Source organism: Phytobacter diazotrophicus, from assembly GCF_052061655.1.
In the GTDB taxonomy this organism is placed as follows: domain Bacteria; phylum Pseudomonadota; class Gammaproteobacteria; order Enterobacterales; family Enterobacteriaceae; genus Phytobacter; species Phytobacter diazotrophicus.
In genome coordinates this window covers 3037799-3060316 of record NZ_CM125428.1, presented here as the reverse complement: position 1 = coordinate 3060316, position 22518 = coordinate 3037799, and the positions used below count along the sequence as shown (strand labels likewise).

Genomic DNA, 22518 nt, shown 5'->3' with positions numbered 1-22518 from the left:
CTGAATTAATAGACTGAATCTTGATAAGGGAATTATATGAAACAAAAAGTGGTTAGCATTGGCGATATCAATGTCGCGAACGATCTGCCGTTTGTTCTGTTTGGCGGTATGAACGTGCTGGAGTCCCGCGACCTCGCGATGCGTATTTGTGAGCACTATGTGACTGTTACCCAGAAACTGGGTATTCCGTACGTGTTCAAAGCCTCTTTTGACAAAGCCAACCGTTCCTCCATCAAGTCTTACCGTGGGCCGGGCCTGGAAGAAGGGATGAAAATTTTCCAGGAGCTGAAACAGACGTTCGGCGTGAAAGTGATCACCGATGTTCACGAAGCCAGCCAGGCTCAGCCCGTCGCTGACGTGGTTGACGTGATTCAGTTACCGGCATTTCTGGCGCGTCAGACCGACCTGGTCGAAGCGATGGCGAAAACCGGCGCCGTCATTAACGTGAAAAAACCGCAGTTCGTAAGCCCTGGCCAGATGGGTAATATCGTGGATAAATTCCATGAAGGCGGTAACGACAAAGTTATCCTGTGCGACCGTGGCAGCAACTTCGGTTACGACAACCTGGTTGTTGATATGCTCGGCTTTAGCGTGATGAAAAATGTCTCTGGCAACTCGCCGGTCATTTTCGATGTGACGCACGCATTGCAGTGCCGCGACCCGTTTGGCGCCGCGTCTGGTGGCCGTCGTGCCCAGGTTGCTGAGCTGGCGCGCGCGGGTATGGCGACAGGCCTGGCCGGTCTGTTTATTGAGGCGCACCCGGATCCAGCCAACGCGAAATGCGATGGCCCGTCTGCACTGCCGCTGGATAAACTGGAGCCGTTCCTGAAACAGATCAAAGCGATTGATGATCTGGTGAAAAGCTTTGATGAGCTTGATACTAGCAAATAATTAATCGAGCCTTGATAACACCGTGCACCGTTGTGTGAACGGTGTTATCACTTTCTGACTCCTTTCCAATGCCTCTTCTGTTTCTTTCTTTTTACAAAATAATACTCCGCTGTTTTAAATAATAATCTTCAACGTTTATTAACGTAAGCATTTTTAGTGTGAATATCTAAATATCGCAGTGTTTTTCCTAAAAATATGATTACGTGAATAGGCTTCCATATTCAGTCAATTTTGCGCTAAGTGACTTTATTAATGGGGTGTTTTTTGCCTATATAGAATCGCATTGTTAATTATGTTGTATCCAGGAGCGTGGACATTCTCTGGCGGTAGGTATGCTTTTTTACGTGACGCTATTGGGATGGCATAAATAAACCAGCCATGGAAAATGGGAATTCACAGACTGTTGTGCTTGCCCGCCAGCAATAAAGGCAAGAATGCATTGCATATTGCAAGGATGCAGGAGACACCGCATGAATGCGCTCAGTTTTGACCACTCCCACCACAAATTAAAAATTCGAGGCCTGAGCAGCCCGCCTGATGTGCTCTCCTTTGAAGGCCGCGAGCAACTGAGCCAGCCGTTCTGTTACGACATTCAGTTCACCAGCCGTGATAAAACCCTGGCGCCGGAATCGGTGCTGATGCAGGACGGCGCGCTCAGCCTCTGCGCCCCGCCGGTTCAGGGGATGCCGGTACAGGTGCCGCTGCGCACCCTGTACGGCGTCATCACTGGCTTTAAACAGCTTTCCACCTCGCGCGATGAATCGCGCTATGAAGTGCGCCTTGAGCCCCGTCTGGCGCTGCTCGCTCGCAGTCATCAGAACGCCATCTACCAGAACCAGAGCGTGCCGCAGATTGTCGAGAAAATCCTGCGTGAGCGCCACGGGATGCTCGGCCAGGACTTCGTATTCACCCTGAGGGGGGAATATCCGTCGCGCGAACAGGTGATGCAGTTCGGCGAGGATGACCTGACTTTTATCTCCCGGTTGCTGTCGGAAGTGGGGATCTGGTTCCGGTTCAGTACCGACGTGCGGCTGAAAATTGAAGTCATTGAGTTTTATGACGACCAGAGCGGCTATGAACGCGGTCTGATGCTGCCGCTGCGCCACCCTTCGGGGCTGAGCGACAGCGGCACGGGATCTGTCTGGGGGCTGAACACGGCATATCATGTGGTGGAAAAAAGCGTCACCACGCGGGACTACAACTACCGTGGCGCGACCGCCGACATGACGTCGGCGTTTGATGCGACGGGCGGGGACAGCACCACCTGTGGCGAAGCCTGTCATTACGCGGACAACTTCCTGACGGCAGGCGACCCGGACACACCGGAAAGCGGGGCGTTTTACGCGCGTATCCGCCACGAACGTTACCTTAATGGCCGGGCCATTCTGCAGGGGCTGAGCACCAGCGCCCTGCTGATGCCGGGGCTGGAGATAAAGGTACCGGATGAAGACGCCCCGGCGGTGTTCCGCAGGGGCGCATTGATAACCGGGCTGACCGCCAGCGCGGCGCGAGACCGCAGTTATGAACTGACGTTTACCGCCATACCTTATTCGGAACGCTACAGCTTTCGCCCGGCTCGCATCGCGAAACCGGTGATGGCCGGAACGCTGCCCGCGCGGGTGACCAGCACAACGGCAAACGATATCTATGCCCATATCGATAAAGACGGGCGCTACCGGGTGAACCTCGATTTTGACCGTGAGACCTGGAAGCCGGGTTACGAGAGCCTGTGGGTACGGCAGTCCCGCCCTTATGCGGGTGATACGTACGGACTGCACCTGCCGCTGCTGGCGGGCACGGAGGTCAGCATCGCGTTTGAGGGAGGCAACCCGGACCGGCCCTATATCGCCGGCGTGAAGCATGATTCCGCCCACCCCGACCACGTGACGATTCAGAACTACAGACGCAACGTGCTGCGTACCCCGGCAAACAACAAGCTGCGCCTCGATGACGAACGCGGCAAAGAGCATATCAAAATCAGTACGGAGTACGGCGGCAAGAGCCAGCTCAATCTCGGCCATCTGGTGGATGCGGGAAAACAGCAGCGCGGGGAAGGTTTTGAGCTGCGCACGGACATGTGGGGTGCCATCCGGGCGAAAAAGGGGATATTCATCAGCGCTGACGGTCAGGAGCGGGCGCAGGGGCAGGTGCGGGAGATGGCGGCGGCGATGGGGATACTGAGCGGTGCACAGTCGCAGATGGCGTCTCTGTCGGCGGATGCGGAAACGGCGAATGCTGACCCGGCAGACCTTGAGTCGCAGGTGACGTTGCTGGAGGAGCGTGTAAGAGAACTGACGCAGGCGGTGGTGCTGTTAAGCGGTCCGAAAGGTGTGACCCTGGCCAGCGGTGAACATATGCAACTGGCGGCGGCCAGGAGTCTCGAAATGAACGCTGGCAATAATGCCGATATTGGGGTGATGAAAAACCTGTTTATCGGTGTGGGGCAGGCCCTGAGTGTATTTGTACGCAAAGCGGGGATTAAGCTGTTTGCCAATAAAGGTGCGATCTCACTACAGGCGCAGAACGACCTGATGGAATTACTGGCGAAAAAATCGATAGAGATCACCAGTACGGAAGATGAGATCACTATTACCGCGAAGAAGAAAATCACGATCAACGGTGGCGGAAGTTATATCCGTCTGGATCCCTGCGGAATAGAGGCCGGTACGCAAGGTGAATATAACGTCAAGGCAGGATATTACGGGCGTAAGCCAGGTGCGAAAATTATGCCTGAGATGATGGCATTTCCGATAATAAAAGAAACATGGGATGGTATACAAATAATTACAACGCGGCAGCGGAATGGTGATTCGTCATCTGGGTGATGCTGCCAACTTACTGATTTAGTGTATGATGGTGTTTTTGAGGTGCTCCAGTGGCTTCTGTTTCTATCAGCTGTCCCTCCTGTTCAGCTACAGACGGGGTGGTGCGTAACGGTAAAAGTACTGCCGGACATCAGCGCTATCTCTGCTCTCACTGCCGTAAAACATGGCAGTTACAGTTCACATACACAGCCTCTCAACCCGGTACGCACCAGAAAATCATTGATATGGCCATGAATGGCGTTGGATGCCGGGCAACCGCCCGCATTATGGGCGTTGGCCTCAACACGATTTTACGTCACTTAAAAAACTCAGGCCGCAGTCGGTAACCTCGCGCATACAGCCGGGCAGTGACGTCATCGTCTGCGCGGAAATGGACGAACAGTGGGGCTACGTCGGGGCTAAATCGCGCCAGCGCTGGCTGTTTTACGCGTATGACAGGCTCCGGAAGACGGTTGTTGCGCACGTATTCGGTGAACGCACTATGGCGACGCTGGGGCGTCTTATGAGCCTGCTGTCACCCTTTGACGTGGTGATATGGATGACGGATGGCTGGCCGCGGTATGAATCCCGCCTGAAGGGAAAGCTGCACGTAATCAGCAAGCGATATACGCAGCGAATTGAGCGGCATAACCTGAATCTGAGGCAGCATCTGGCAAGGCTGGGACGGAAGTCGCTGTCGTTCTCAAAATCGGTGGAGCTGCATGATAAAGTCATCGGGCATTATCTGAACATAAAACACTATCAATAAGTTGGGACCATTACCAGAAATTGCATAACAGGATATATAGAATTTTGCGAAGGTGGCTGATTTGTTCAACATATCCTAATGATATGGCTGTGAACAGTTGAGGTATATGAAACTGGAGGTAGCGAAAATACTGAATGAAAATTTTCCTGTACTGCACTGGCTACTGATAAACAGATTTGAGTGCACCTCAATTGAGGTTGCCGTCTGGAATGGTGCCCGTACTGATAGTGCTGTGGAATATCGGGCAGGTTATCTGGGGTGGGCCGCATACGGCAGGATGTCAAAGGCAAGCTTTACGGCGATGGAATCAAAACTGATGGGCGCCTTTAAAAATCATGTTCAGCAGGAGGCCAAACGATGATGGCATCATTAGATACCGGGGGCGCCGTACGGGTACAATCAACGATACCGTCGAAGGGCGTTCTGTTACTGACTAGATGGCTGACTATAAATCTGAGGTAAACCAGTACTGGCGGGATAATCTGGCGGGGCCGACTTACGCCAATGTCTATGGCACGGATGCCGTCAGAGATGCCGCCTTTGATTTCTATCTTGATATCTATTTTATCTGGCTGGCAAAGCAATATTACCTCTACTGCACCGAGCTTAATCATCTGCATGAAAAACTGTCGTTAGCACGTCGTGAACATATAAGTGAGTATGGTCCGCCTGCCGGAACAGGGGTGAACCCGAATCGAAAAGCTGAAGAGATAAAGGTGCAGATTGCTGAACTTAAATCACTGTGGGGATGGCTGGATGATGTCAAGCGTGTCGCCACCGGATTATCAAATGATTTTAATTACGGGCGACAAATGGATACTCGCATGGAAAACAATAAAGTGATTTATTTTCCAGCATCGAGACGGGCTGAGCTGTTCCTCGATTTTTATCATAAGGCATGGAATGGCGAAAAACTCCCTGACATCATATGGCCAGGAATAAATACACTTCATGCTTATTTTGCTCATGATTTGCATACGGTAGATACAGGGGCTTCTATTAACGAAAGTTTCTTTCTGCGCTGTATGACTGAATGTCCAAAACCACAATAAAAGAATATAAGTCACTTGCTAACGCTGACCTGGAAAACCAGGCCAGCATAGCGTGCTAACAAGATCGGCTCATTACTGACTACAGACGCCCTTGTTCAAATCAGGCAAAAATCGTCATCAAATACGCCGCAAACAGCGCCAGATGCGCGGCGCCGTTAAGGACATTGGTGCGACCCGTTGAAAACGAAATATGGCACAGCATCAATGACGCCAGCATCACCACCAGCTCCGGTTTGCCCAGGCCAAACATCAAATCATTCCCGGTCACCCAGGCAATCAGCGTGACAACCGGTACGGTCAACGAAATGGTCGCCAGAACTGAGCCGAAGAACAGATTCATTGCGCGCTGCACCTGATTATTTAATACCGCTTTCAGGGCGCCCAAGCCTTCGGGAGAGAGAATCAACAGCGCAACCAGGAAGCCGGTAAAGGCAACAGGCGCATTCATTTCCGTCAGCAGATTTTCCAGCGGATTGGCATTCATCTTGGTGACCGCAATAACGGCAATCAGATGGACCAGCAGCCAGACGGTGTGCCAGCCGCTGCTATGTGCCGACGGTTTGCCGTGGTGCGGGTCATCATCGTCGCCGTCATCTTCGTGCTCATAAACGAACAGACTCTGATGCGTTTTCGTTTGAATCAGCAGGAATACGCCATACATAGCGGCAGAAATAAGGGCCACCAGTAATGATTGTCCGGTCGTGAAATTGCCGCCTTCTAAGGCCACCGGGAAGACCAGCACAATAATGGCCAGCGGGAAGAGGGCAATCATATATTGCTTGATGCCGAACAGGTTCACATATTGCGTGGCAAATTTCCGCCCACCGAGCAATAACGAGAAGCCAACCAGACCACCGCTAACGATCATAATGATGGAATAAAGTGTGTCGCGCATGAGCGTTGGCGCAGCATCGCCGGTTGCCATTAACGCAGAAATCAGACTCACTTCAAGAATAACGACAGAAAGGCTTAAAATTAATGAGCCATAGGGTTCACCGAGACGGTGAGCCAGAACATCGGCGTGGCGTACGACGCTAAATGCGCTGGCAAGAATCCCCACCAGGGCCAGAGCATTCATTCCGATTATCACTGGCAGCGACTGACTGTTTCCCCAATAAAGCAGGGCTGCCAGTGCCAGAACCGGGAAAATGAGCGAAGTCTCCTTGTGGCGGGTTTTAACCGCCTCGTGCGTTGTTGTCATTGTTAATCTCCAACCAGCAGGTATTTGTAATTATAGAAAGAAATTCAGGGCGCATAAAATAACAAACATTCGCCTTTCATTATCCCTTTTTTACGCTTTTTTACGTCATGCGAATTTTCTGCTTTGAGATGAGTATTTATAAGTTTTTAATGGAAAATATAGTTAATTAACAATGTAATGCCATTGGAATTTTGTCGAAAATCAAAATCGGTTGGATAAGACGGGAAGAATAAACCAGACTTAAGTTTTTGCTTAAGGAGGTATACACGATGCCCTATAAAACGAAATCAGACTTACCCGACAGCGTGCAACATGTCCTGCCTGCCCACGCCCAGGAAATCTATAAAGAAGCCTTTAATAGTGCCTGGGAGCAATATAAAGATAAAGACGATCGCCGCGATGATGCCAGCCGGGAAGAGACCGCGCATCGCGTGGCCTGGGCGGCGGTAAAAAATGATTATGAAAAGGGCGACGATGATAAATGGCATAAAAAGCGATAACCCTCTGAAATAATGAGTCGCATTTTTATAATGCCAACATAATGAATTGCCCTTCACCTTACGCCCTATAGAGTTCACTTGAAAACGGCCTGTGAATTGCATATCGTCATTGAAAAGCGCCAGGAAGGCAGCAGTAAAGTCGTCGCAAGGAAGCAGGCAGTGGCGGAGGTAGAAAGAGATGTTGACGCGTGATTTCTTGATGAAGGCAGATTGTAAAACGGCGTTTGGAGACATTGAGGAATCGCTGTTATGGTCGGCGGAGCAACGAGCAGCATCGCTTGCAGCGACGCTGGCTTGCCGCCCGGATGACGGCCCGGTATGGATTTTTGGTTACGGTTCGCTGATGTGGAACCCGGCTCTGGAATATGACGAGTCCTGTACCGGTACTCTTCCTGGCTGGCACCGCGCATTTTGTTTACGTCTGACGGCAGGACGCGGCAGCGCCTGCCAGCCCGGACGTATGCTCGCACTAAAAGAGGGCGGGCGCACCACCGGTGTGGCCTATCGCCTGGCAGAATCGACCCTACACGAAGAGCTTTCTCTGTTGTGGAAGCGCGAGATGATCACCGGCTGCTACCTGCCAAGCTGGCGCAAGCTGGAGCTTGACGACGGCCGTACGGTAAATGCGCTGGTATTCATCATGGATCCGCGTCATCCGCTTTATGAGTCCGATACCCGCGCGCAGACCATTGCGCCGCTTATTGCCTCAGCGAGTGGCCCGTTGGGTACCAACGCGCAATATCTGTTTTCGCTGGAACAAGAGCTGATCAAACTGGGTATGCAGGATGATTGCCTCAACGAGCTGGTGGGAAGGGTGCGTCTGCTGCTGGAGGGAGAAAAACCAGGTCCGGAGATGCAACCTGGTTTCGCCTGAGTGTGATGCTAACTTATGCTGGAACGTAACTGATGGAATGTTCCAGCGACTGGCTGTGGCTATCGATCAGCACATTCCAGATGCCGCTGTAAGGAACCGCCAGATACGCACTGGCACGATCCTGAACGCTTAACACATCAGTCTGACTTGCGGCCTGACTCTTTTCGCTCATCAGATGGATATGGCAGCTCTCAGAACAACGTACTACCACTGTATCCCCACCAAATAACTTCAAACTTGTTTTTACCAACGCCATTGTTTTAAACCCCGTATATATCGACAACGCACTCCCTGCGGGAAAATCCCGTGCGTGATTTTGTTCACAATTCACTCATTGCATAACACCAAAGGGAAGGGGTTCAGATGCTGACTTTGATCAAAAAATGGCGTAACGATTAAACAATAATGACAAAATTCGGCGGGGGATTATGTCGGCGCGTTAAATTCGGGGAAAAACGCGCCGACAGAAGATTAAATGCGGAAATGACCCGCAGTTTCAGCAAGCTCGCCCGCTTGTTCCTGCAACGCGCCTGCGGCGGCGGCTGACTGGATCACCAGTTCGGCGTTTTGCTGCACCATTCGGTCCAGATCGATGACCGCATGATTAATTTCCTGGATACCTTTCATCTGCTCGTTCGTGGCGACGGTGATTTCACGCATAATGACCGAGACGCTGTCGATGCTGGAGACAATTTCCCCCATGCTTTCCCCGGCCAGGCGCACGTAGCGAGAACCCGTTGCCACGCTGTCTGTTGTCGAATCAATCAACGACTTAATCTCTTTTGCTGCCTGCGCGCTGCGACTGGCAAGGTTGCGTACCTCGCCGGCAACAACCGCGAAACCACGCCCTTGCTCGCCTGCACGCGCTGCTTCGACTGAGGCGTTCAGCGCCAGGATATTGGTCTGGAAAGCGATCCCGTCAATCACGCTGGTAATATCACCAATTTTGGCCGACGCCACTTCGATTGTCTGCATGGTTGAAATGGCCTGCGATACCACTTTGCCGCCGCGTGACGCCGCCTCAGAGGCGCTGTGCGCCTGTTCGTTGGCCTGAGCGGCGGAATCGGTGGACTGGGCGACGGAGGCGGTAATCTGCTCGACGGCACTGGCGGTCTCGCGCAGGCTGGAGGCGGCCTGTTCGGTACGCCCTGACAGATCCTGGTTGCCTGTCGCGATCTCTTGTGCCGCCTGTTGAACAGAGTGGCTGGAATCGCGCAGTTTAACCATCACCACGGCGAGTTTGTCGCTAAAGGCGTTAAATGCATGGGCGATTTGCGCCACTTCATCGTTACCCTGCTCCGGCAAGCGCTGCGACAGGTCATCTGTGCCGCTGCTAATCGCGTTCATCGCATCACGAATGGTGATCAGGCGTTTGAGCATAGTGGCGACAATCCAGTGCATGAGGGCACCCGCCAGCACGACCAGTACAATGAGCGAAATGGCTGAGGCTTTCAATTGCGCGCGCAGGCCCGCGGTGGCGTCTGCGCTGTCCAGTGCGACAACCAGCAGCCAGTTGGTGCCGTTCACTTTGGTGGCAAGAAACGCTTTTTCCGCACCGGCAAAGAGGCCCGTGAGCGGTTTACCCGCTTGCAGATCGGCAAATTGCACTTCCCTGATGGCCTCGCCAAACGGTTTCAGCGTCAGTTTGCCATCGTTGGCGGCAATCACGCTGCCGTCGCTGTTCAGTAACAGACCGCTGCTGTTTGGGGTGGGTTTAATACCCTGGACGTTGGCCACCACGCTGTCCATTGACACATCACCTGCGACCACCGCTTTAAGCGTACCGTTTTCTTTGACTGGTACCGCGAAGGTGACCACCAGTTTCCCGCTGCCTGCGTCGACATAAGGTGCGGTGACTATCGGAGCATCCGCTTTGGCGGCCTGCTGATACCAGGGACGAATGGTCGGATCATAATCCGCAGGCACACCGTCCGGGTTTGAGAATTTGGCCGTTTTACTGGCGTACCCCACATAGACATTGATAAAGCCAGCGGCCTGAGCAATCTGGGTGAACACCGGAACGGGGTCGTCGGTTAGGGCGACTTTCTGAAGAGAGGAGATGGCGGTCGTTTTACTGCTGACCCAGTCGCTGATAGCGAGGCTATGGCTGGAGCTGGTGCTGGTGAGGATGTCTTGCTGAGCGTCCTGATTATGCTGGCTGGTTACCTGGTAGTTAATAACGGTGTTAAGAAGAAGAGCAATAGCGAGACAGCCCGCCGTCGCCGCAATGATACGAGCGCGAATTGACCTGAACATATTTATGAGTACCTGCTGTGTTGTCTTTAATGCCTATCGGCAGCACAGCAGGCAAACTTGATGCCAGAGAGGCACCCATAAGAAAAAAGTATTAAAGAATGTTGAATATTAGAAGGTCAGCACTTTGTCTGCCGCCAGCGTCCACTGCGCCAGTTCGACCAGGGTGCCAATCGCCACGCCATCCACTAAGGGCAACGTTGTGATACCGCGCCCGTCGGTGCAGGTCTTACACAGCTTCACCGGTACATTTTGCGCGGTAAGGATTTCCAGCATTTGCTGAATATTGTACCCCTCGGCAGGTTTTTGCCCACGCAGCCCGGCGGTCACCGCATCGGACATTAAAAACAGGCGTAAATCGAGGTCGGCTTCTTGTTCGCGCAGGGCGATGGCCAGACGCAGACTGTTAAATAAGGATTCACTGCCGTACGCCGCGCCGTTGGCGACAATCACGATCTTTTGCATCTTCACTCCTTCGATAGGGCATGGTTATTGCTTATTACTCTCCAGCAGACAGCCACGGAGAGTAAGCATGAATAATTATACTGATGCGACACCCGACGCCACCGACTGGTTTCGCTATGCGCGTCAGGTCCAGAAACAACAGCTTTACCAGCTCACACAGCTTGGCGTGCTGGCGGGAAAAATCAGCCATCTGACCCATATGTTGCAATGCGAACGCGGCGCATCGAATATCTGGCTGTGTTCAAAAGGGCAGCTTTACGCGCTGGAATGTCGTGCCAGCAGCGCCCTTGCCGATGAGAACATCACCCCGTTTTTACCGTTACTCGCCACGCTCAGGCCACTTGCCAGTAGCGCATTATGCCACCGTATTGCCGCCGCTGTTGGGTGTCTGGAACAACTTCCACAGTTACGCGAACAAATAAAAACCCAGCGTATTACGGCAGAACAGGCGATGGCGCAGTTCAGCCGTACCATTAGCCATCTGCTGAGTATTATTCCGCAGCTTAACGACAGCGTGGATGATCCCAGAATCGTTAAACATCTGGTGGCCCTCTACAGTTTTATGCAGGGAAAAGAGCTGGTAGGGCAAGAGCGCGCGTTGGGGGCGATTGGGTTTACCCAGGCGGCGTTTAGCGATGCATTGCGCCAGTCGCTGGTGGACCGCATTGATGGTCAGCAACCCTGTTTTGAGGCCTTCCTGTCGCTTGCGGCGCCTGATGTCAGTGCGATATTTGCCCGAGAATGTACCGCCGGGCTGGAGATTGAACAACTCCGCCGTCAGGCCTGCACCCGCGTGCCCCCCGCCGATGGCGGCGAAGGGGCGCTACGCTGGTTCGCACTGCAAACCCAGAGGCTGGAACATCTGCGTGCGCTGGAAGAGTTGCTGATCAATGAACTGATGCATACGACAGCGACCATGCTGGAGGAAGACGACGACGTTAATGTCAGTAGCTGGATTGATGAAACGGCGAGCGACCGCCTTTCCGCGCGGCTCGACAAACAGCTCTTACCCCTGGTGCGTCAACAAGCCCGCGAACTGGAGCAACTTAGTGCGCAACTGGCGTCGTTACAGGATTCCCTGGAGGAACGCACGCTGATTGATAAAGCGAAAAATATCCTGATGAATCACCAGAACATGAGCGAAGAGCAGGCCTGGCAATGTCTGCGCAAAATGGCTATGGACAAGAATCAGCGCATGGTTGAAATCGCCCGTGCGCTGCTCACTGTACGGGCGTTATGGTCTCTAACACCTAAGGAGTAGTTGCACATTTAGCGGGCATTTCCTGCACATGTGCAGTGCGAAAACATCCTGAAAACAGGTGAAAAGCACGAAAAACAGCGGGTTGTAACCTGGCATAGGGTTTGCATTGTTATCGTGTGTAAATGAATACATTTGTGGCGGGGAACCAACGGCGGTTCACTGACCATACGGATAAAGGCGTCCATTGGTGCGAAAGCATCGACGGGCGCTTTTTTTTTGCTTCGGGAGTGGGTATGGGCGATTCATCGGTTTCACTAACGCGCAGGCGTTTTCTACAGGCAGGAGCAGCACTGGGCGGTGCGATGCTGATGCCCGGCCTGATGCAGGCAGCGTGGGCGGCGGGTTCCGACAAACCGGAACTGACTACCGTTCGTGTCGGGTTTATTCCGTTGACCGATTGCGCGCCGCTGGTCATTGCTGCCCTGAAAGGGTTCGATAAAAAGTACGGCATCACCCTGGTACCCACCAAAGAGGCCAGTTGGGCGGCGGTGCGCGACAAACTGGTCTCCGGCGAACTGGATGCCGCGCACGTGCTTTATGGCTTGCTGTACGGGCTGGAACTCGGGATCGCCGGGAAAACCCAGTCGATGGCCAACCTGATGACCCTTAACCAGAACGGTCAGGGGATCACCCTTTCCAGCGACCTGCTGGATAAAGGCGTCACCGATGGCGAGAGCCTGAAAAAACTGATTGGGCAGAGCGCGCCCGGAACATACACCTTTGCCCATACCTTCCCGACCGGCACTCACGCCATGTGGCTCTATTACTGGCTGGCGAGCGCGGGCATCAACCCCTTTACCGACATTCGCACGGTGGTCGTGCCGCCGCCGCAAATGGTGATGAACATGCGGATCGGCAACATGGTCGGTTTTTGCGTGGGTGAACCGTGGAACGCCCGCGCCATTAATGACCGCATCGGATTTACCGCTGCGACCAGCCAGTCCGTGTGGCCGGATCATCCGGAAAAAATTCTCGGCACGCGCAGCGCCTGGGTCGAACAAAACCCGCACACCGCCCGTGCGCTGGTCTGTGCGGTGATGGAGGCGTCCCGCTGGATTGATGCTTCCGATGACAACCGCCGTGAAACCGCCCGTATCCTTGCGCGTCGGGCGTGGCTTAACACCAAAGAGCAGTATCTGACCGGGCGCATGCTCGGTGAATACGACAACGGTGCGGGCAAGCGCTGGCAGGACGCGCACGCTATCCGCTTTTTCAATGACGGCCAGGTGAGCTACCCATGGCACTCCGACGGCATGTGGTTTTTAACCCAGTTCCGCCGCTGGGGGCTGCTGAAAAGCGAACCGGATTATGCCGCCATCGCCGGACGCATTAACCGTATCGATATCTGGAAAGATGCCGCCACGGCTATTGGGGGCATTACGCTGCCTGCGCAGACCATGCGAACCAGCACACTGATGGATGGCACGCGCTGGGACGGTACCGACCCGGAGCAATACGCCAGACGCTTCGACATTCAACGAACAGGGGCCTGATATGAAACATCAACAGAACACACAGCGCGTTACGCCGCCGTCCATAGCTGGCGAAGTGATTACGCTGCCTCCGGTCAAAGTCCGCACCCGTAAGCCGGCCTTGTCGCGTAAAACTCGCGCGGTAGCCGAACGTGTTGTTCCCGCGCTGCTGGGACTTGGGCTGTTGCTTATCGCTTGGGAACTGGCGGCAATCAACAGCAAAGGCTTTCCCACCCCGCTCAGCACGCTGGATTCGGCAATGACGCTGTTTGCCGACCCGTTCTATCGGGATGGGCCGAATGACATGGGGATCGGCTGGAACGTACTGGCTTCATTGCAGCGCGTCGCCATCGGTTTTGGTCTGGCAGCGCTGGTGGGGATCCCGCTGGGTTTTATGATTGGCCGCTTTATCTTTCTGGCGCGGATGTTCAACCCGCTGATTGCACTGCTGCGCCCGGTCAGCCCACTGGCATGGTTACCGATTGGCCTGCTGCTTTTCCAGAAAGCGGAACCGGCATCAAGCTGGACTATTTTCATCTGTTCTATCTGGCCGATGGTGATTAATACCGCCGAAGGGGTGCGCCGCATTCCGCAAGATTACCTCAACGTGGCCCGCGTTCTGCAGTTGTCCGAATGGACGGTCATGCGCCGCATTTTGTTCCCGGCGGTGTTGCCCGCGGTGCTCACCGGCGTCCGCTTGTCGATCGGCATCGCCTGGCTGGTGATTGTCGCCGCGGAAATGCTCACCGGTGGCCTGGGGATCGGTTTTTGGATCTGGAACGAATGGAACAACCTCAATGTGGAAAACATTTTAATCGCCATTGTCATCATCGGTGTGGTCGGTCTGCTGCTGGAGCAGGGGCTGATGCTGGTGGCACGTCGCTTTAGCTGGCAGGAGAAATAAGATGAGCAAAAAACCGATTATCCAGGTGCAGGCGGTGAGCCAGCGCTTTTCGACCGCGGGCGGTGAGTTTGTGGCGTTGCAAAATGTCTCATTCGATATTCATGAAGGGGAAACGGTCAGCCTGATTGGTCATTCGGGCTGTGGAAAATCGACTTTACTGAATTTGATTGCCGGTATCACGCTCCCAACCGAAGGCGGTTTGCTGTGCGATAACCGGGAGATAGCGGGGCCTGGCCCCGAGCGCGCGGTCGTGTTCCAGAACCACTCTTTATTGCCGTGGCTGACCTGTTTTGACAACGTGGCGCTGGCGGTGGATCAGGTGTTCCGTCGCACCATGCACAAAGCGGAGCGCCGCGAGTGGATTGAGCACAATCTGGAGCGGGTACAAATGGGCCACGCGCTGCACAAACGTCCGGGGGAGATCTCAGGCGGGATGAAGCAACGTGTCGGCATTGCCCGTGCTCTTGCCATGAAACCCAAAGTGCTGCTGATGGATGAACCTTTTGGCGCGCTCGATGCGTTAACCCGCGCCCACCTGCAGGATGCGGTCATGCAGATTCAGCAGTCGCTGAACACCACCATCGTGCTGATCACCCATGATGTGGACGAGGCGGTGCTGCTTTCTGACCGGGTACTGATGATGACCAACGGCCCGGCGGCAACCGTCGGTGAAATCCTTGACGTCAATCTGCCGCGTCCGCGTAACCGGGTGCAACTGGCTGATGACAGCCGTTATCACCACCTGCGCCAGCAGATCCTCCATTTCCTCTATGAAAAACAGCCGAAAGCGGCCTGAGGTGAGTGAGATGACCCTGCGACTGTTAATCATTGGCAACGGCATGGCGGCCACCCGCCTTGTCGAAAAACTCAGCGAATCGGCTGCCGACCGCTATGCCATCACGATGATTGGCGACGAGCCGGGCCATGCCTATAACCGCATCCAGTTATCACCGGTGCTGGGTGCAGAAAAAGCGTTCAGCGACACCGTCCTGCAAGATGCGCAGTGGTATAAAGCGCGCGGCATCAGGGTACTGACGGGGGAGACGGTCACCCAGGTTGATCTGTCGGCGCGTCGGGTCATTACCACCCAACGCGAGTTGACCTGGGATGAACTGGTGTTTGCCACCGGATCGACGCCCTTTATCCCGCCCGTACCGGGCCACGACTTACCGCATGTCCATGGCTTTCGCCGTATCAGCGATGTGCAGGCCATTCTGGCAGGCCGTGGGCCGGTGGTTGTCCTCGGCGGTGGCGTGCTGGGGGTTGAAGCGGCTGCGGCGCTGCGCCGTCATGGTGACAACGTCACGTTGGTGAACCGCGGCGAATGGCTTATGGAGCAGCAGCTTGACGCACAGGCCGGGGGGCTGCTGGCAGCGCATCTGCGTGAGCGCGGCATTGATTGCGAACTCTCTGCCAGCATCCGCTGTATTACACCCGATAGCGTCACGCTGACCAACGGCCGCGTTTTGTCGGCAGGTCGCGTGGTAATGACCACCGGCGTGCGCCCGGCGATAACCCTTGCCCAGGCCAGCGGTATTCCCTGTGCCCGTGGCATCGTGGTGGACGGGCAGTTGCGCAGTGCGGTCGCCGGGGTGAGCGCCCTCGGTGAATGCTGTGAAATTGCCGGACAAACCTGGGGGCTGGTGGCCCCTTGTTTGCAGCAGGCGGAGATTCTCGCTGCGCGTCTGCTCGGCACGCCTGAGGCAGACTTTCACTGGCAGGCGGGCGGGCTGCGACTGAAAGTGACCGGCATCGACCTGTTCAGTGCCGGGGACGTGCAGGCGCGTGATGGCGATGACATCTGGACCAGCCTCGATCCCCTCAGCGGCCATTACCGTCGCCTGCTGGTGCGGGAAAACAGACTGTGCGGCGTACTGCTGCTGGGCAATTGTGCCAGTGCGGCTGCACTCACCGAACGATTAAATACGCCGGAACCGCCGCAGGCGGGCTGGCTTTTTGACAGCTTTACAGCGCAGCCAGCGGCTGCCGGGATCCCAAAGATGACAAAACCTACTCTGGTTGTGGTTGGACACGGTATGGTCGGCCACCATTTTTTAGAACAGTGCGTGAGCCGCAACTTGCATCAGGCCTATCACATCGTGGTATTCGGCGCGGAGCGTTATGCCGCCTACGATCGCGTGCATTTATCCGAGTACTTTGCCGGACGCAGCGCGCAGTCGCTCTCCATGGTCGAGGGGGATTTTTTCGACCAGTACGGCATTGAGCTGCGTCTCAACCAGACCATCACCGATATCGACCGCGCGTTGCAGGTGGTGCGGGATGCCCAGGGGCATGAAACGCGCTGGGATAAACTGGTGCTGGCAACCGGTTCATACCCGTTTGTGCCGCCGGTTCCGGGGCACGATGCCCGTGGCTGTTTTGTCTATCGCACCCTGGATGGCCTGGATGAGATTGCCGCGCGTGCGAAAAACGCCACGCGTGGCGTCGTGATTGGCGGCGGGCTGCTGGGGCTGGAAGCGGCGAATGCGTTAAAACAACTGGGGCTGGAAACCCACGTGGTGGAGTTCGCCCCGGCGCTGATGGCCGTTCAGTTGGATGAACAGGGCGGCGCTATGCTGCGCAAGAAAATCACCGCGCTGGGGGTGCAGGTTCATACCAGCAAGGCGACCCGGGAAATCGTGGCGAATGGCGACACGCTCACCCTCAACTTTGCCGATGGTGAGAGCCTGACGACCGACATGGTGGTGTTCTCCGCCGGCATTCGCCCGCAGGATGCGCTTGCCCGCAGCGGGGCGTTGGACCTGGGGGAACGCGGCGGGATCACCATTAATGAACAGTGCCAGACCTCGGATGAAAACATCTTCGCCATTGGCGAATGTGCGGTGTGGGAGGGCAAAGTCTATGGTCTGGTGGCGCCGGGATATCAGATGGCGCGTGTCGTGGCGGCTCATCTCAGCGGCGAAGCGGCGGCGTTTACCGGTGCGGATATGAGCACAAAGCTGAAATTGCTTGGCGTTGATGTGGCGTCGTTCGGCGATGCCCACGGGCGCACACCCGGCTGCCTAAGCTATCAGTGGACCGACGGCCCGGCGCAAATCTATAAAAAAATCGTGGTCAGTGAAGATGGCAAACAACTGCTCGGCGGCGTACTGGTGGGGGAAGCCAGCGACTATGCGACGCTGCTACAAACCATGCTCAACGGGCTGGCGCTGCCAGCACAACCGGAAAGCCTGATCCTGCCTGCGCTTGCTGGCAGTGCGCCAAAAGCGCTCGGCGTGGCGGCCTTGCCGGACAGCGCGCAGATTTGCTCCTGTCATAACGTCAGCAAAGGCGATATTTGCCAGGCGGTCAGCGCGGGCGCCAGCGACATGGGAGCCATCAAAAGTTGTACCAAAGCGGCCACCGGTTGCGGCGGTTGCAGCGCGCTGGTCAAGCAGGTCATGGAACACCAACTGGCCTCGCAGGGTGTGGAAGTGAAAAAAGACATCTGCGAACACTTCCCGTACTCGCGCCAGGAGATCCACCATCTGGTGCGCGTCAACCATATCCGTACTTTCGCGCAGTTAATCAGCCGTTATGGTCACGGGCAGGGCTGCGAGGTGTGTAAGCCGCTGGTCGGGTCGATTCTGGCTTCCTGCTGGAATGAGTATCTGCTCAAACCGGCGCACCTGCCGCTGCAGGATACCAATGACCGCTATTTTGCCAACATCCAGAAAGACGGGACCTATTCCATTGTGCCCCGGATGCCCGCCGGGGAGGTCACGCCGGATGGTCTGATTGCCATCGGGCAGATCGCCAAACGCTATCAGCTTTATAGCAAAGTCACCGGCGGCCAGCGTATCGATCTCTTTGGCGCCCGTCTGGAGCAACTTCCGGCCATCTGGCAGGAGCTGGTCGATGCCGGGTTTGAAACCGGGCACGCCTACGGCAAGTCATTGCGTACGGTGAAATCCTGCGTTGGTTCGACCTGGTGCCGCTATGGTGTGCAGGACTCCACCGGGTTGGCCGTCACCCTGGAGCATCGATACAAAGGGCTGCGTGCGCCGCATAAGATAAAAATGGCGGTTTCCGGCTGTACCCGCGAGTGTGCGGAAGCGCAGGGGAAAGATGTGGGGGTGATCGCCACGGAAAAAGGCTGGAATCTCTATGTGTGCGGTAACGGCGGCATGAAGCCACGTCATGCGGATCTGTTTGCCAGCGATTTGGATGAGGCCACGCTGATCCGCACCGTTGACCGTTTTCTGATGTTTTACATCCGCACGGCTGACCGCCTGCAACGCACCAGCACCTGGCTGGATAACCTGGAGGGCGGCATCGACTATTTGCGCGATGTTATCCTGAACGACAGCCTTGAGATTGCCACTGAACTGGAAGAAGAGATGGCGCGGGTGGTGGACAGCTATCAGTGCGAGTGGCAGACCACGCTTAACGATCCTGACCGTCTGGCGCTGTTCCGCTCGTTTGTTAACAGCGACGTGCCGGACGAAACCGTTCACCGCGAGGTTGTCCGTGACCAGCCGCAACTGGCGGCGGCACCGGAACAGTCAGAAGGGCAACTGCCGTGGCGGCCATGGCAGGTTATCTGCGACATCGCCGCGATACCTGAACAGGCGGGGATTGGCGCACGGCTGGGTGAGCGCCAAATCGCGCTGTTCCGCTTTGGCGAAACCATCTATGCGCTCGATAACCACGAACCGGGTAACCACGCCCAGGTTCTGTCGCGCGGGATCTTAGGCGACACGAACGGTGAACCGCTGGTGATTTCGCCGCTCTACAAGCAGCGTATTCGTCTGCGTGACGGCTGTTATGCGGAAAGCGGTGAACCAGCGGTCCGCGCCTGGCCGGTCAAAATTGAAGGTGGCAAAGTGTGGGTCGGCAACCAGGTCCTGTTAATGCGCGCGGAGGCATCATGAGTACCCGCACCACCTGCCCGTATTGCGGTGTGGGCTGCGGCGTGGTTGCGACCGTCACTGACGATGGGGTAAGCGTGGCGGGTGACCGCGCGCACCCGGCAAACGCCGGTCGGCTGTGCGTGAAAGGGGCGGCGCTGGGGGAAACCACCGGGTTAGCGGGGCGGCTTCTGGCTCCGCAGGTGGATGAGCAGACGGTAAGCTGGCAGGCGGCGCTGGATGCCGCCGGAGACCGCCTGAACGCCATCATCAGCGAATTTGGTCCGCAGGCGGTGGCGTTTTATGCCTCCGGGCAGCTGCTAACCGAAGATTACTATGCCGCCAACAAGCTGATGAAAGGTTTTATCGGCGCGGCAAATATCGACACCAATTCACGGTTGTGCATGTCATCTGCCGTTACAGGCTACAAGCGGGCCTTTGGTGCAGATGTCGTGCCGTGCAGCTATGACGATATCGAAAAGAGCGATCTGCTGGTGCTGGTGGGGTCGAATGCCGCCTGGACCCATCCGGTGCTCTATCAGCGCATTGTGCAGGCAAAGCATGATAACCCGGCGCTAAAAGTGGTGGTCATTGACCCGCGCGTCACCGCCACTTGTGACATTGCCGATCTCCATCTGCCGCTAGCGCCGGGGAGCGACGCCGGGTTGTTTGTCGGCCTGCTGAATATGATTGCGAAGGGAAATCAAACGCTTGTCGATTTTGATGAGGGCGAGGCCGCACTGGCTGCCGCGCGTGCATGGACGCCGGAAGTGGTCGCATCATTTTGCGCGCTGTCTCGTGACGTTGTCACAACGTTTTATGACTGGTTTATTACCGCGCCACGGGCGATGACGCTGTTCACCATGGGTATTAACCAGTCATCGAGCGGCAGCGATAAATGTAATGCCATCATGAATGTGCATCTGGCCAGCGGCAAATTTGCCCGTCCGGGATGCGGCCCGTTTTCGCTGACCGGACAACCGAATGCCATGGGAGGGCGCGAAGTGGGCGGCCTGGCGACACAACTGGCGGCACATATGAATTTTGAAGCGGCGGACCTTGCCCGGCTGGCGCGTTTCTGGGGGACGGAGCGGCTGGCGCAAACGCCGGGACTGATGGCGGTGGATCTGTTTGAGGCCATCGGGCGTGGCGAGGTGAAAGCGGTGTGGATAATGGGCACCAATCCGGCGGTTTCGCTGCCGGACAGCCATGCGGTGTGCCGCGCACTGGCGGCCTGTCCGCTGGTAATTGTCTCTGAGGTGGTGGCACAGACTGACACCAGCCGCTACGCCCATATCCGTTTCCCGGCGCTGGCCTGGGGGGAGAAAAATGGCACAGTGACCAATTCCGAGCGACGCATCTCACGCCAGCGGCCCTTTTTACCCCCGCCGGGCGAGGCAAAAGCTGACTGGTGGATAATCTCACAGGTCGCGCAGCGCCTCGGCTTTGGCACCGCGTTTGCCTGGCAGCATCCTCATGAAGTGTTTTCTGAACATGCGGCGCTCTCCGGCTTTGAAAACAACGGTACGCGGGCGTTTGATATCAGTGAACTGGCCGGGTTAACGCGCGAACAGTGGGACAGGCTGGAACCTTACCAGTGGAGCGTAACCCAGGCGGCATTACAACGCGGCTGGCGGCCTTCCGGGCGTTTACGCACCGTACCTGTATCGCCCGCACGCGCAGTGGCGCAACCGACGGCGCACTATCCACTTTTGCTTAACACCGGGCGGATCCGCGATCAGTGGCATACGATGACCCGCACTGGCGCCGTTGCGCGGTTGATGCAGCACATTGCCGAACCCGCGGTGGATATTTCACCGGCGGATGCTGCCCGTTTTGCCCTCAGCGAGGGAGACCTTGCGCATATAAGCTCTCCCCGCGGCGTTATGGTGGCACGAGTGCGTATTCAGCACGGCCAGCGGGAAGGTGAACTGTTTACGCCGATGCACTGGAACCATGCTTTTGCGCTTCTGGGAAAGGTTAACGCACTGGTGGCCCCGGTGTGCGACCCGCATTCCGGGCAGCCGGAGAGCAAACAAACGGCGGTGCGCATCGCCGCCTGGCAGCCAGAGTGGCAGGGCGAATTCTATGCGCGTGAAATGCCGCTGCTCCCCGCCGATCTCTACTGGGTGCGCAAAGCGACGGATAGCGCTTTGCATTTCACACTGGCGGGTAATGGCGATGCGTCGGCATGGCTGACGGCATGGTGTCAGACGCAAGGTTGGCAGATGCAGACCATTCGTGCCGGTACGGTGAAAAATCTACTGGCCTGGCACCACGGGCAATTGATGCTGGGGTGGTGGAGTGATACGCGGCTTCCGGTTATTGCGCATGATGCCATTGTGCAGGCATTTATCACCGCGCCAGCAACGGCGCAGGCGCGGCATAGCCTGTTAGCCGGGCAGTCACCGTCCAGCTTACCCGTGCCGGGACGCATGGTCTGTAGCTGTTACAGCGTGGGGGAAAACGCGATTCGCGCTGCGATTGCCAAAGGGTGCGACAGCACCGCAGCGTTGGGGAATGTCCTGCGCTGCGGCACAAACTGTGGCTCCTGTCTGCCGGAATTAAAAGCGCTACTGTCCGAAGCGGCCAATTAAACCTGCCGCGCCCAGGGTGTGGCCTTTGAGTTTGGCAAACAGCTCGTCCCGGGTTAATCCTTTGGGGAGATCCGGTGCGAGGCTGGTGGCAATCAGGGTAAAGGTGTAGTGGTGTGCGCCGCTACCCGGCGGAGGGCAAGGACCATACCACTGCACGGTGCCGGGGGTATTTTTACCGCCGGTATAGCCTTTGCCGTCACGCAGATCATTTTCGGCAAAACCGGTGCCGGAAGGGGGAATGTTGTAGGCCACCAGATGGGTAACGCCAAGGCCCATCGCCCCTTCCGGGTCATGTACGACCAGGGCGAAACTTTGCGTTTTTGCAGGCGGATTGTTCCACACCAGTGCCGGGGAAATATTCTCTCCCGTGCAGTTAGGATTGCTGGTGGCGTTGCCCGCGAATCTTTTCTCCATCAGCGCGTTATCACCAAAAGCAGGGGATTGCAGTTGGAAAATGTCGGTGGCGCTGGCCGACACGGCATACAACAAAATGGAACTGCACATGGCCCATCGTAGTGTCTGAGTCATTCGCTTTTTCTCAGTTATCAGCATTCAGTTAACTGTAGTCTGGCGAAACGGGAAGGATTAAGGATTTTCCTGAAATTTGCGCAAAAGCTGAAATTGT

At 56.0% G+C, this 22518-nt stretch carries 17 protein-coding genes and 1 pseudogene; 13 read left to right on the top strand and 5 right to left on the bottom strand.

Features of this window, described 5'->3' with window-relative positions; genetic code table 11:
• Nucleotides 1–36: 36 nt before the first annotated feature.
• The 5 genes and pseudogenes from kdsA (at nucleotide 37) to ACS0RQ_RS14910 (ending at nucleotide 5516) form a co-directional block, all read left to right on the top strand.
• The gene (kdsA, locus tag ACS0RQ_RS14930; protein WP_271849545.1) at nucleotides 37–891 is read left to right on the top strand and encodes a 3-deoxy-8-phosphooctulonate synthase; all 855 of its coding nucleotides are present in this window, start codon (nucleotides 37–39) and stop codon (nucleotides 889–891) included.
• A gap of 470 nt (nucleotides 892–1361) precedes the next feature.
• Nucleotides 1362–3650, top strand: a pseudogene (locus ACS0RQ_RS14925) (type VI secretion system Vgr family protein); the annotation flags it as partial.
• A gap of 116 nt (nucleotides 3651–3766) precedes the next feature.
• Nucleotides 3767–4464 (top strand): IS1-like element IS1A family transposase gene (locus ACS0RQ_RS14920; protein WP_334634863.1). Its coding sequence is split into 2 segments (ribosomal slippage): nucleotides 3767–4016 and nucleotides 4016–4464, totalling 699 coding nucleotides; the frame shifts between segments, so codons are not numbered across the junction.
• Nucleotides 4465–4570: 106 nt separating this feature from the next.
• On the top strand, nucleotides 4571–4825 hold the full coding sequence (locus ACS0RQ_RS14915; RefSeq protein WP_271851226.1) for a hypothetical protein: 255 nt from the start codon (nucleotides 4571–4573) through the stop codon (nucleotides 4823–4825).
• Between the two features lie 76 nt (nucleotides 4826–4901).
• On the top strand, nucleotides 4902–5516 hold the full coding sequence (locus ACS0RQ_RS14910; protein WP_334312450.1) for a hypothetical protein: 615 nt from the start codon (nucleotides 4902–4904) through the stop codon (nucleotides 5514–5516).
• Between the two features lie 100 nt (nucleotides 5517–5616).
• Here ACS0RQ_RS14910 and chaA read toward each other — a convergent pair whose 3' ends face one another.
• Entirely contained in the window at nucleotides 5617–6717 is a 1101-nt protein-coding gene (gene chaA, locus ACS0RQ_RS14905; RefSeq protein WP_039079191.1) for a sodium-potassium/proton antiporter ChaA, read from the bottom strand.
• Nucleotides 6718–6986: 269 nt separating this feature from the next.
• Between chaA and chaB the strand changes: the two genes are divergently transcribed.
• Both chaB and ACS0RQ_RS14895 read left to right on the top strand, forming a co-directional pair.
• Nucleotides 6987–7217, top strand: a complete 231-nt coding sequence (gene chaB, locus ACS0RQ_RS14900) for a putative cation transport regulator ChaB (RefSeq protein WP_271851225.1) — start codon at nucleotides 6987–6989, stop codon at nucleotides 7215–7217.
• 178 nt (nucleotides 7218–7395) lie between these two features.
• Complete coding sequence (locus ACS0RQ_RS14895; protein ID WP_039079189.1) at nucleotides 7396–8091, top strand: gamma-glutamylcyclotransferase; 696 nt, start codon at nucleotides 7396–7398, stop codon at nucleotides 8089–8091.
• Nucleotides 8092–8104: 13 nt separating this feature from the next.
• On the opposite strand, the gene ACS0RQ_RS14890 is transcribed toward ACS0RQ_RS14895, so the two are convergent.
• The 3 genes from ACS0RQ_RS14890 to ACS0RQ_RS14880 form a co-directional block, all read right to left on the bottom strand.
• Nucleotides 8105–8347, bottom strand: a complete 243-nt coding sequence (locus tag ACS0RQ_RS14890; protein ID WP_039079188.1) for a DUF1883 domain-containing protein — start codon at nucleotides 8345–8347, stop codon at nucleotides 8105–8107.
• 215 nt (nucleotides 8348–8562) lie between these two features.
• On the bottom strand, nucleotides 8563–10347 hold the full coding sequence (locus tag ACS0RQ_RS14885; RefSeq protein WP_271851224.1) for a methyl-accepting chemotaxis protein: 1785 nt from the start codon (nucleotides 10345–10347) through the stop codon (nucleotides 8563–8565).
• 108 nt (nucleotides 10348–10455) lie between these two features.
• Entirely contained in the window at nucleotides 10456–10809 is a 354-nt protein-coding gene (locus ACS0RQ_RS14880; protein ID WP_039079186.1) for a DsrE/DsrF/TusD sulfur relay family protein, read from the bottom strand.
• 67 nt (nucleotides 10810–10876) lie between these two features.
• Here ACS0RQ_RS14880 and nasR point away from each other — a divergent pair, with 67 nt between their 5' ends.
• From nasR to ACS0RQ_RS14850, 6 genes are all read left to right on the top strand, one after another.
• Nucleotides 10877–12070: a nitrate regulatory protein NasR gene (gene nasR, locus ACS0RQ_RS14875; protein WP_271851223.1), complete on the top strand. Its 1194-nt coding sequence runs from the start codon at nucleotides 10877–10879 to the stop codon at nucleotides 12068–12070.
• Nucleotides 12071–12303: 233 nt separating this feature from the next.
• The gene (locus ACS0RQ_RS14870) at nucleotides 12304–13563 is read left to right on the top strand and encodes a CmpA/NrtA family ABC transporter substrate-binding protein (protein ID WP_271851222.1); all 1260 of its coding nucleotides are present in this window, start codon (nucleotides 12304–12306) and stop codon (nucleotides 13561–13563) included.
• Between the two features lies 1 nt (nucleotide 13564).
• The gene (gene ntrB / locus ACS0RQ_RS14865; RefSeq protein ID WP_107224666.1) at nucleotides 13565–14446 is read left to right on the top strand and encodes a nitrate ABC transporter permease; all 882 of its coding nucleotides are present in this window, start codon (nucleotides 13565–13567) and stop codon (nucleotides 14444–14446) included.
• Between the two features lies 1 nt (nucleotide 14447).
• Nucleotides 14448–15242, top strand: a complete 795-nt coding sequence (locus ACS0RQ_RS14860) for an ABC transporter ATP-binding protein (protein WP_039079182.1) — start codon at nucleotides 14448–14450, stop codon at nucleotides 15240–15242.
• A gap of 10 nt (nucleotides 15243–15252) precedes the next feature.
• On the top strand, nucleotides 15253–19320 hold the full coding sequence (nirB, locus tag ACS0RQ_RS14855; protein WP_334634316.1) for a nitrite reductase large subunit NirB: 4068 nt from the start codon (nucleotides 15253–15255) through the stop codon (nucleotides 19318–19320).
• On the top strand, nucleotides 19317–21893 hold the full coding sequence (locus ACS0RQ_RS14850; RefSeq protein WP_420372493.1) for a nitrate reductase: 2577 nt from the start codon (nucleotides 19317–19319) through the stop codon (nucleotides 21891–21893). Before nirB ends, ACS0RQ_RS14850 begins: the two co-directional genes overlap by 4 nt.
• Here ACS0RQ_RS14850 and ACS0RQ_RS14845 read toward each other — a convergent pair.
• A complete protein-coding gene (locus tag ACS0RQ_RS14845; protein ID WP_039079180.1) occupies nucleotides 21870–22421 on the bottom strand; it encodes a YbhB/YbcL family Raf kinase inhibitor-like protein in 552 nt (183 codons plus the stop codon). The genes ACS0RQ_RS14850 and ACS0RQ_RS14845 overlap by 24 nt on opposite strands.
• Between the last annotated feature and the right edge of the window lie 97 nt (nucleotides 22422–22518).

What these genes read in the sequence shown, in the direction of transcription:
- ACS0RQ_RS14845 (WP_039079180.1), bottom strand. Translation starts at nt 22,421, where the DNA reads ATGACTCAGACACTACGATGGGCCATGTGCAGTTCCATTTTGTTGTAT.
- ACS0RQ_RS14885 (WP_271851224.1), bottom strand. Translation starts at nt 10,347, where the DNA reads ATGTTCAGGTCAATTCGCGCTCGTATCATTGCGGCGACGGCGGGCTGT.
- ACS0RQ_RS14915 (WP_271851226.1), top strand. Translation starts at nt 4,571, where the DNA reads ATGAAACTGGAGGTAGCGAAAATACTGAATGAAAATTTTCCTGTACTG.
- nasR (WP_271851223.1), top strand. Translation starts at nt 10,877, where the DNA reads ATGAATAATTATACTGATGCGACACCCGACGCCACCGACTGGTTTCGC.
- ntrB (WP_107224666.1), top strand. Translation starts at nt 13,565, where the DNA reads ATGAAACATCAACAGAACACACAGCGCGTTACGCCGCCGTCCATAGCT.
- ACS0RQ_RS14850 (WP_420372493.1), top strand. Translation starts at nt 19,317, where the DNA reads ATGAGTACCCGCACCACCTGCCCGTATTGCGGTGTGGGCTGCGGCGTG.
- ACS0RQ_RS14880 (WP_039079186.1), bottom strand. Translation starts at nt 10,809, where the DNA reads ATGCAAAAGATCGTGATTGTCGCCAACGGCGCGGCGTACGGCAGTGAA.
- ACS0RQ_RS14910 (WP_334312450.1), top strand. Translation starts at nt 4,902, where the DNA reads ATGGCTGACTATAAATCTGAGGTAAACCAGTACTGGCGGGATAATCTG.
- ACS0RQ_RS14890 (WP_039079188.1), bottom strand. Translation starts at nt 8,347, where the DNA reads ATGGCGTTGGTAAAAACAAGTTTGAAGTTATTTGGTGGGGATACAGTG.
- nirB (WP_334634316.1), top strand. Translation starts at nt 15,253, where the DNA reads ATGACCCTGCGACTGTTAATCATTGGCAACGGCATGGCGGCCACCCGC.
- ACS0RQ_RS14860 (WP_039079182.1), top strand. Translation starts at nt 14,448, where the DNA reads ATGAGCAAAAAACCGATTATCCAGGTGCAGGCGGTGAGCCAGCGCTTT.
- kdsA (WP_271849545.1), top strand. Translation starts at nt 37, where the DNA reads ATGAAACAAAAAGTGGTTAGCATTGGCGATATCAATGTCGCGAACGAT.
- chaB (WP_271851225.1), top strand. Translation starts at nt 6,987, where the DNA reads ATGCCCTATAAAACGAAATCAGACTTACCCGACAGCGTGCAACATGTC.
- ACS0RQ_RS14870 (WP_271851222.1), top strand. Translation starts at nt 12,304, where the DNA reads ATGGGCGATTCATCGGTTTCACTAACGCGCAGGCGTTTTCTACAGGCA.
- ACS0RQ_RS14895 (WP_039079189.1), top strand. Translation starts at nt 7,396, where the DNA reads ATGTTGACGCGTGATTTCTTGATGAAGGCAGATTGTAAAACGGCGTTT.
- chaA (WP_039079191.1), bottom strand. Translation starts at nt 6,717, where the DNA reads ATGACAACAACGCACGAGGCGGTTAAAACCCGCCACAAGGAGACTTCG.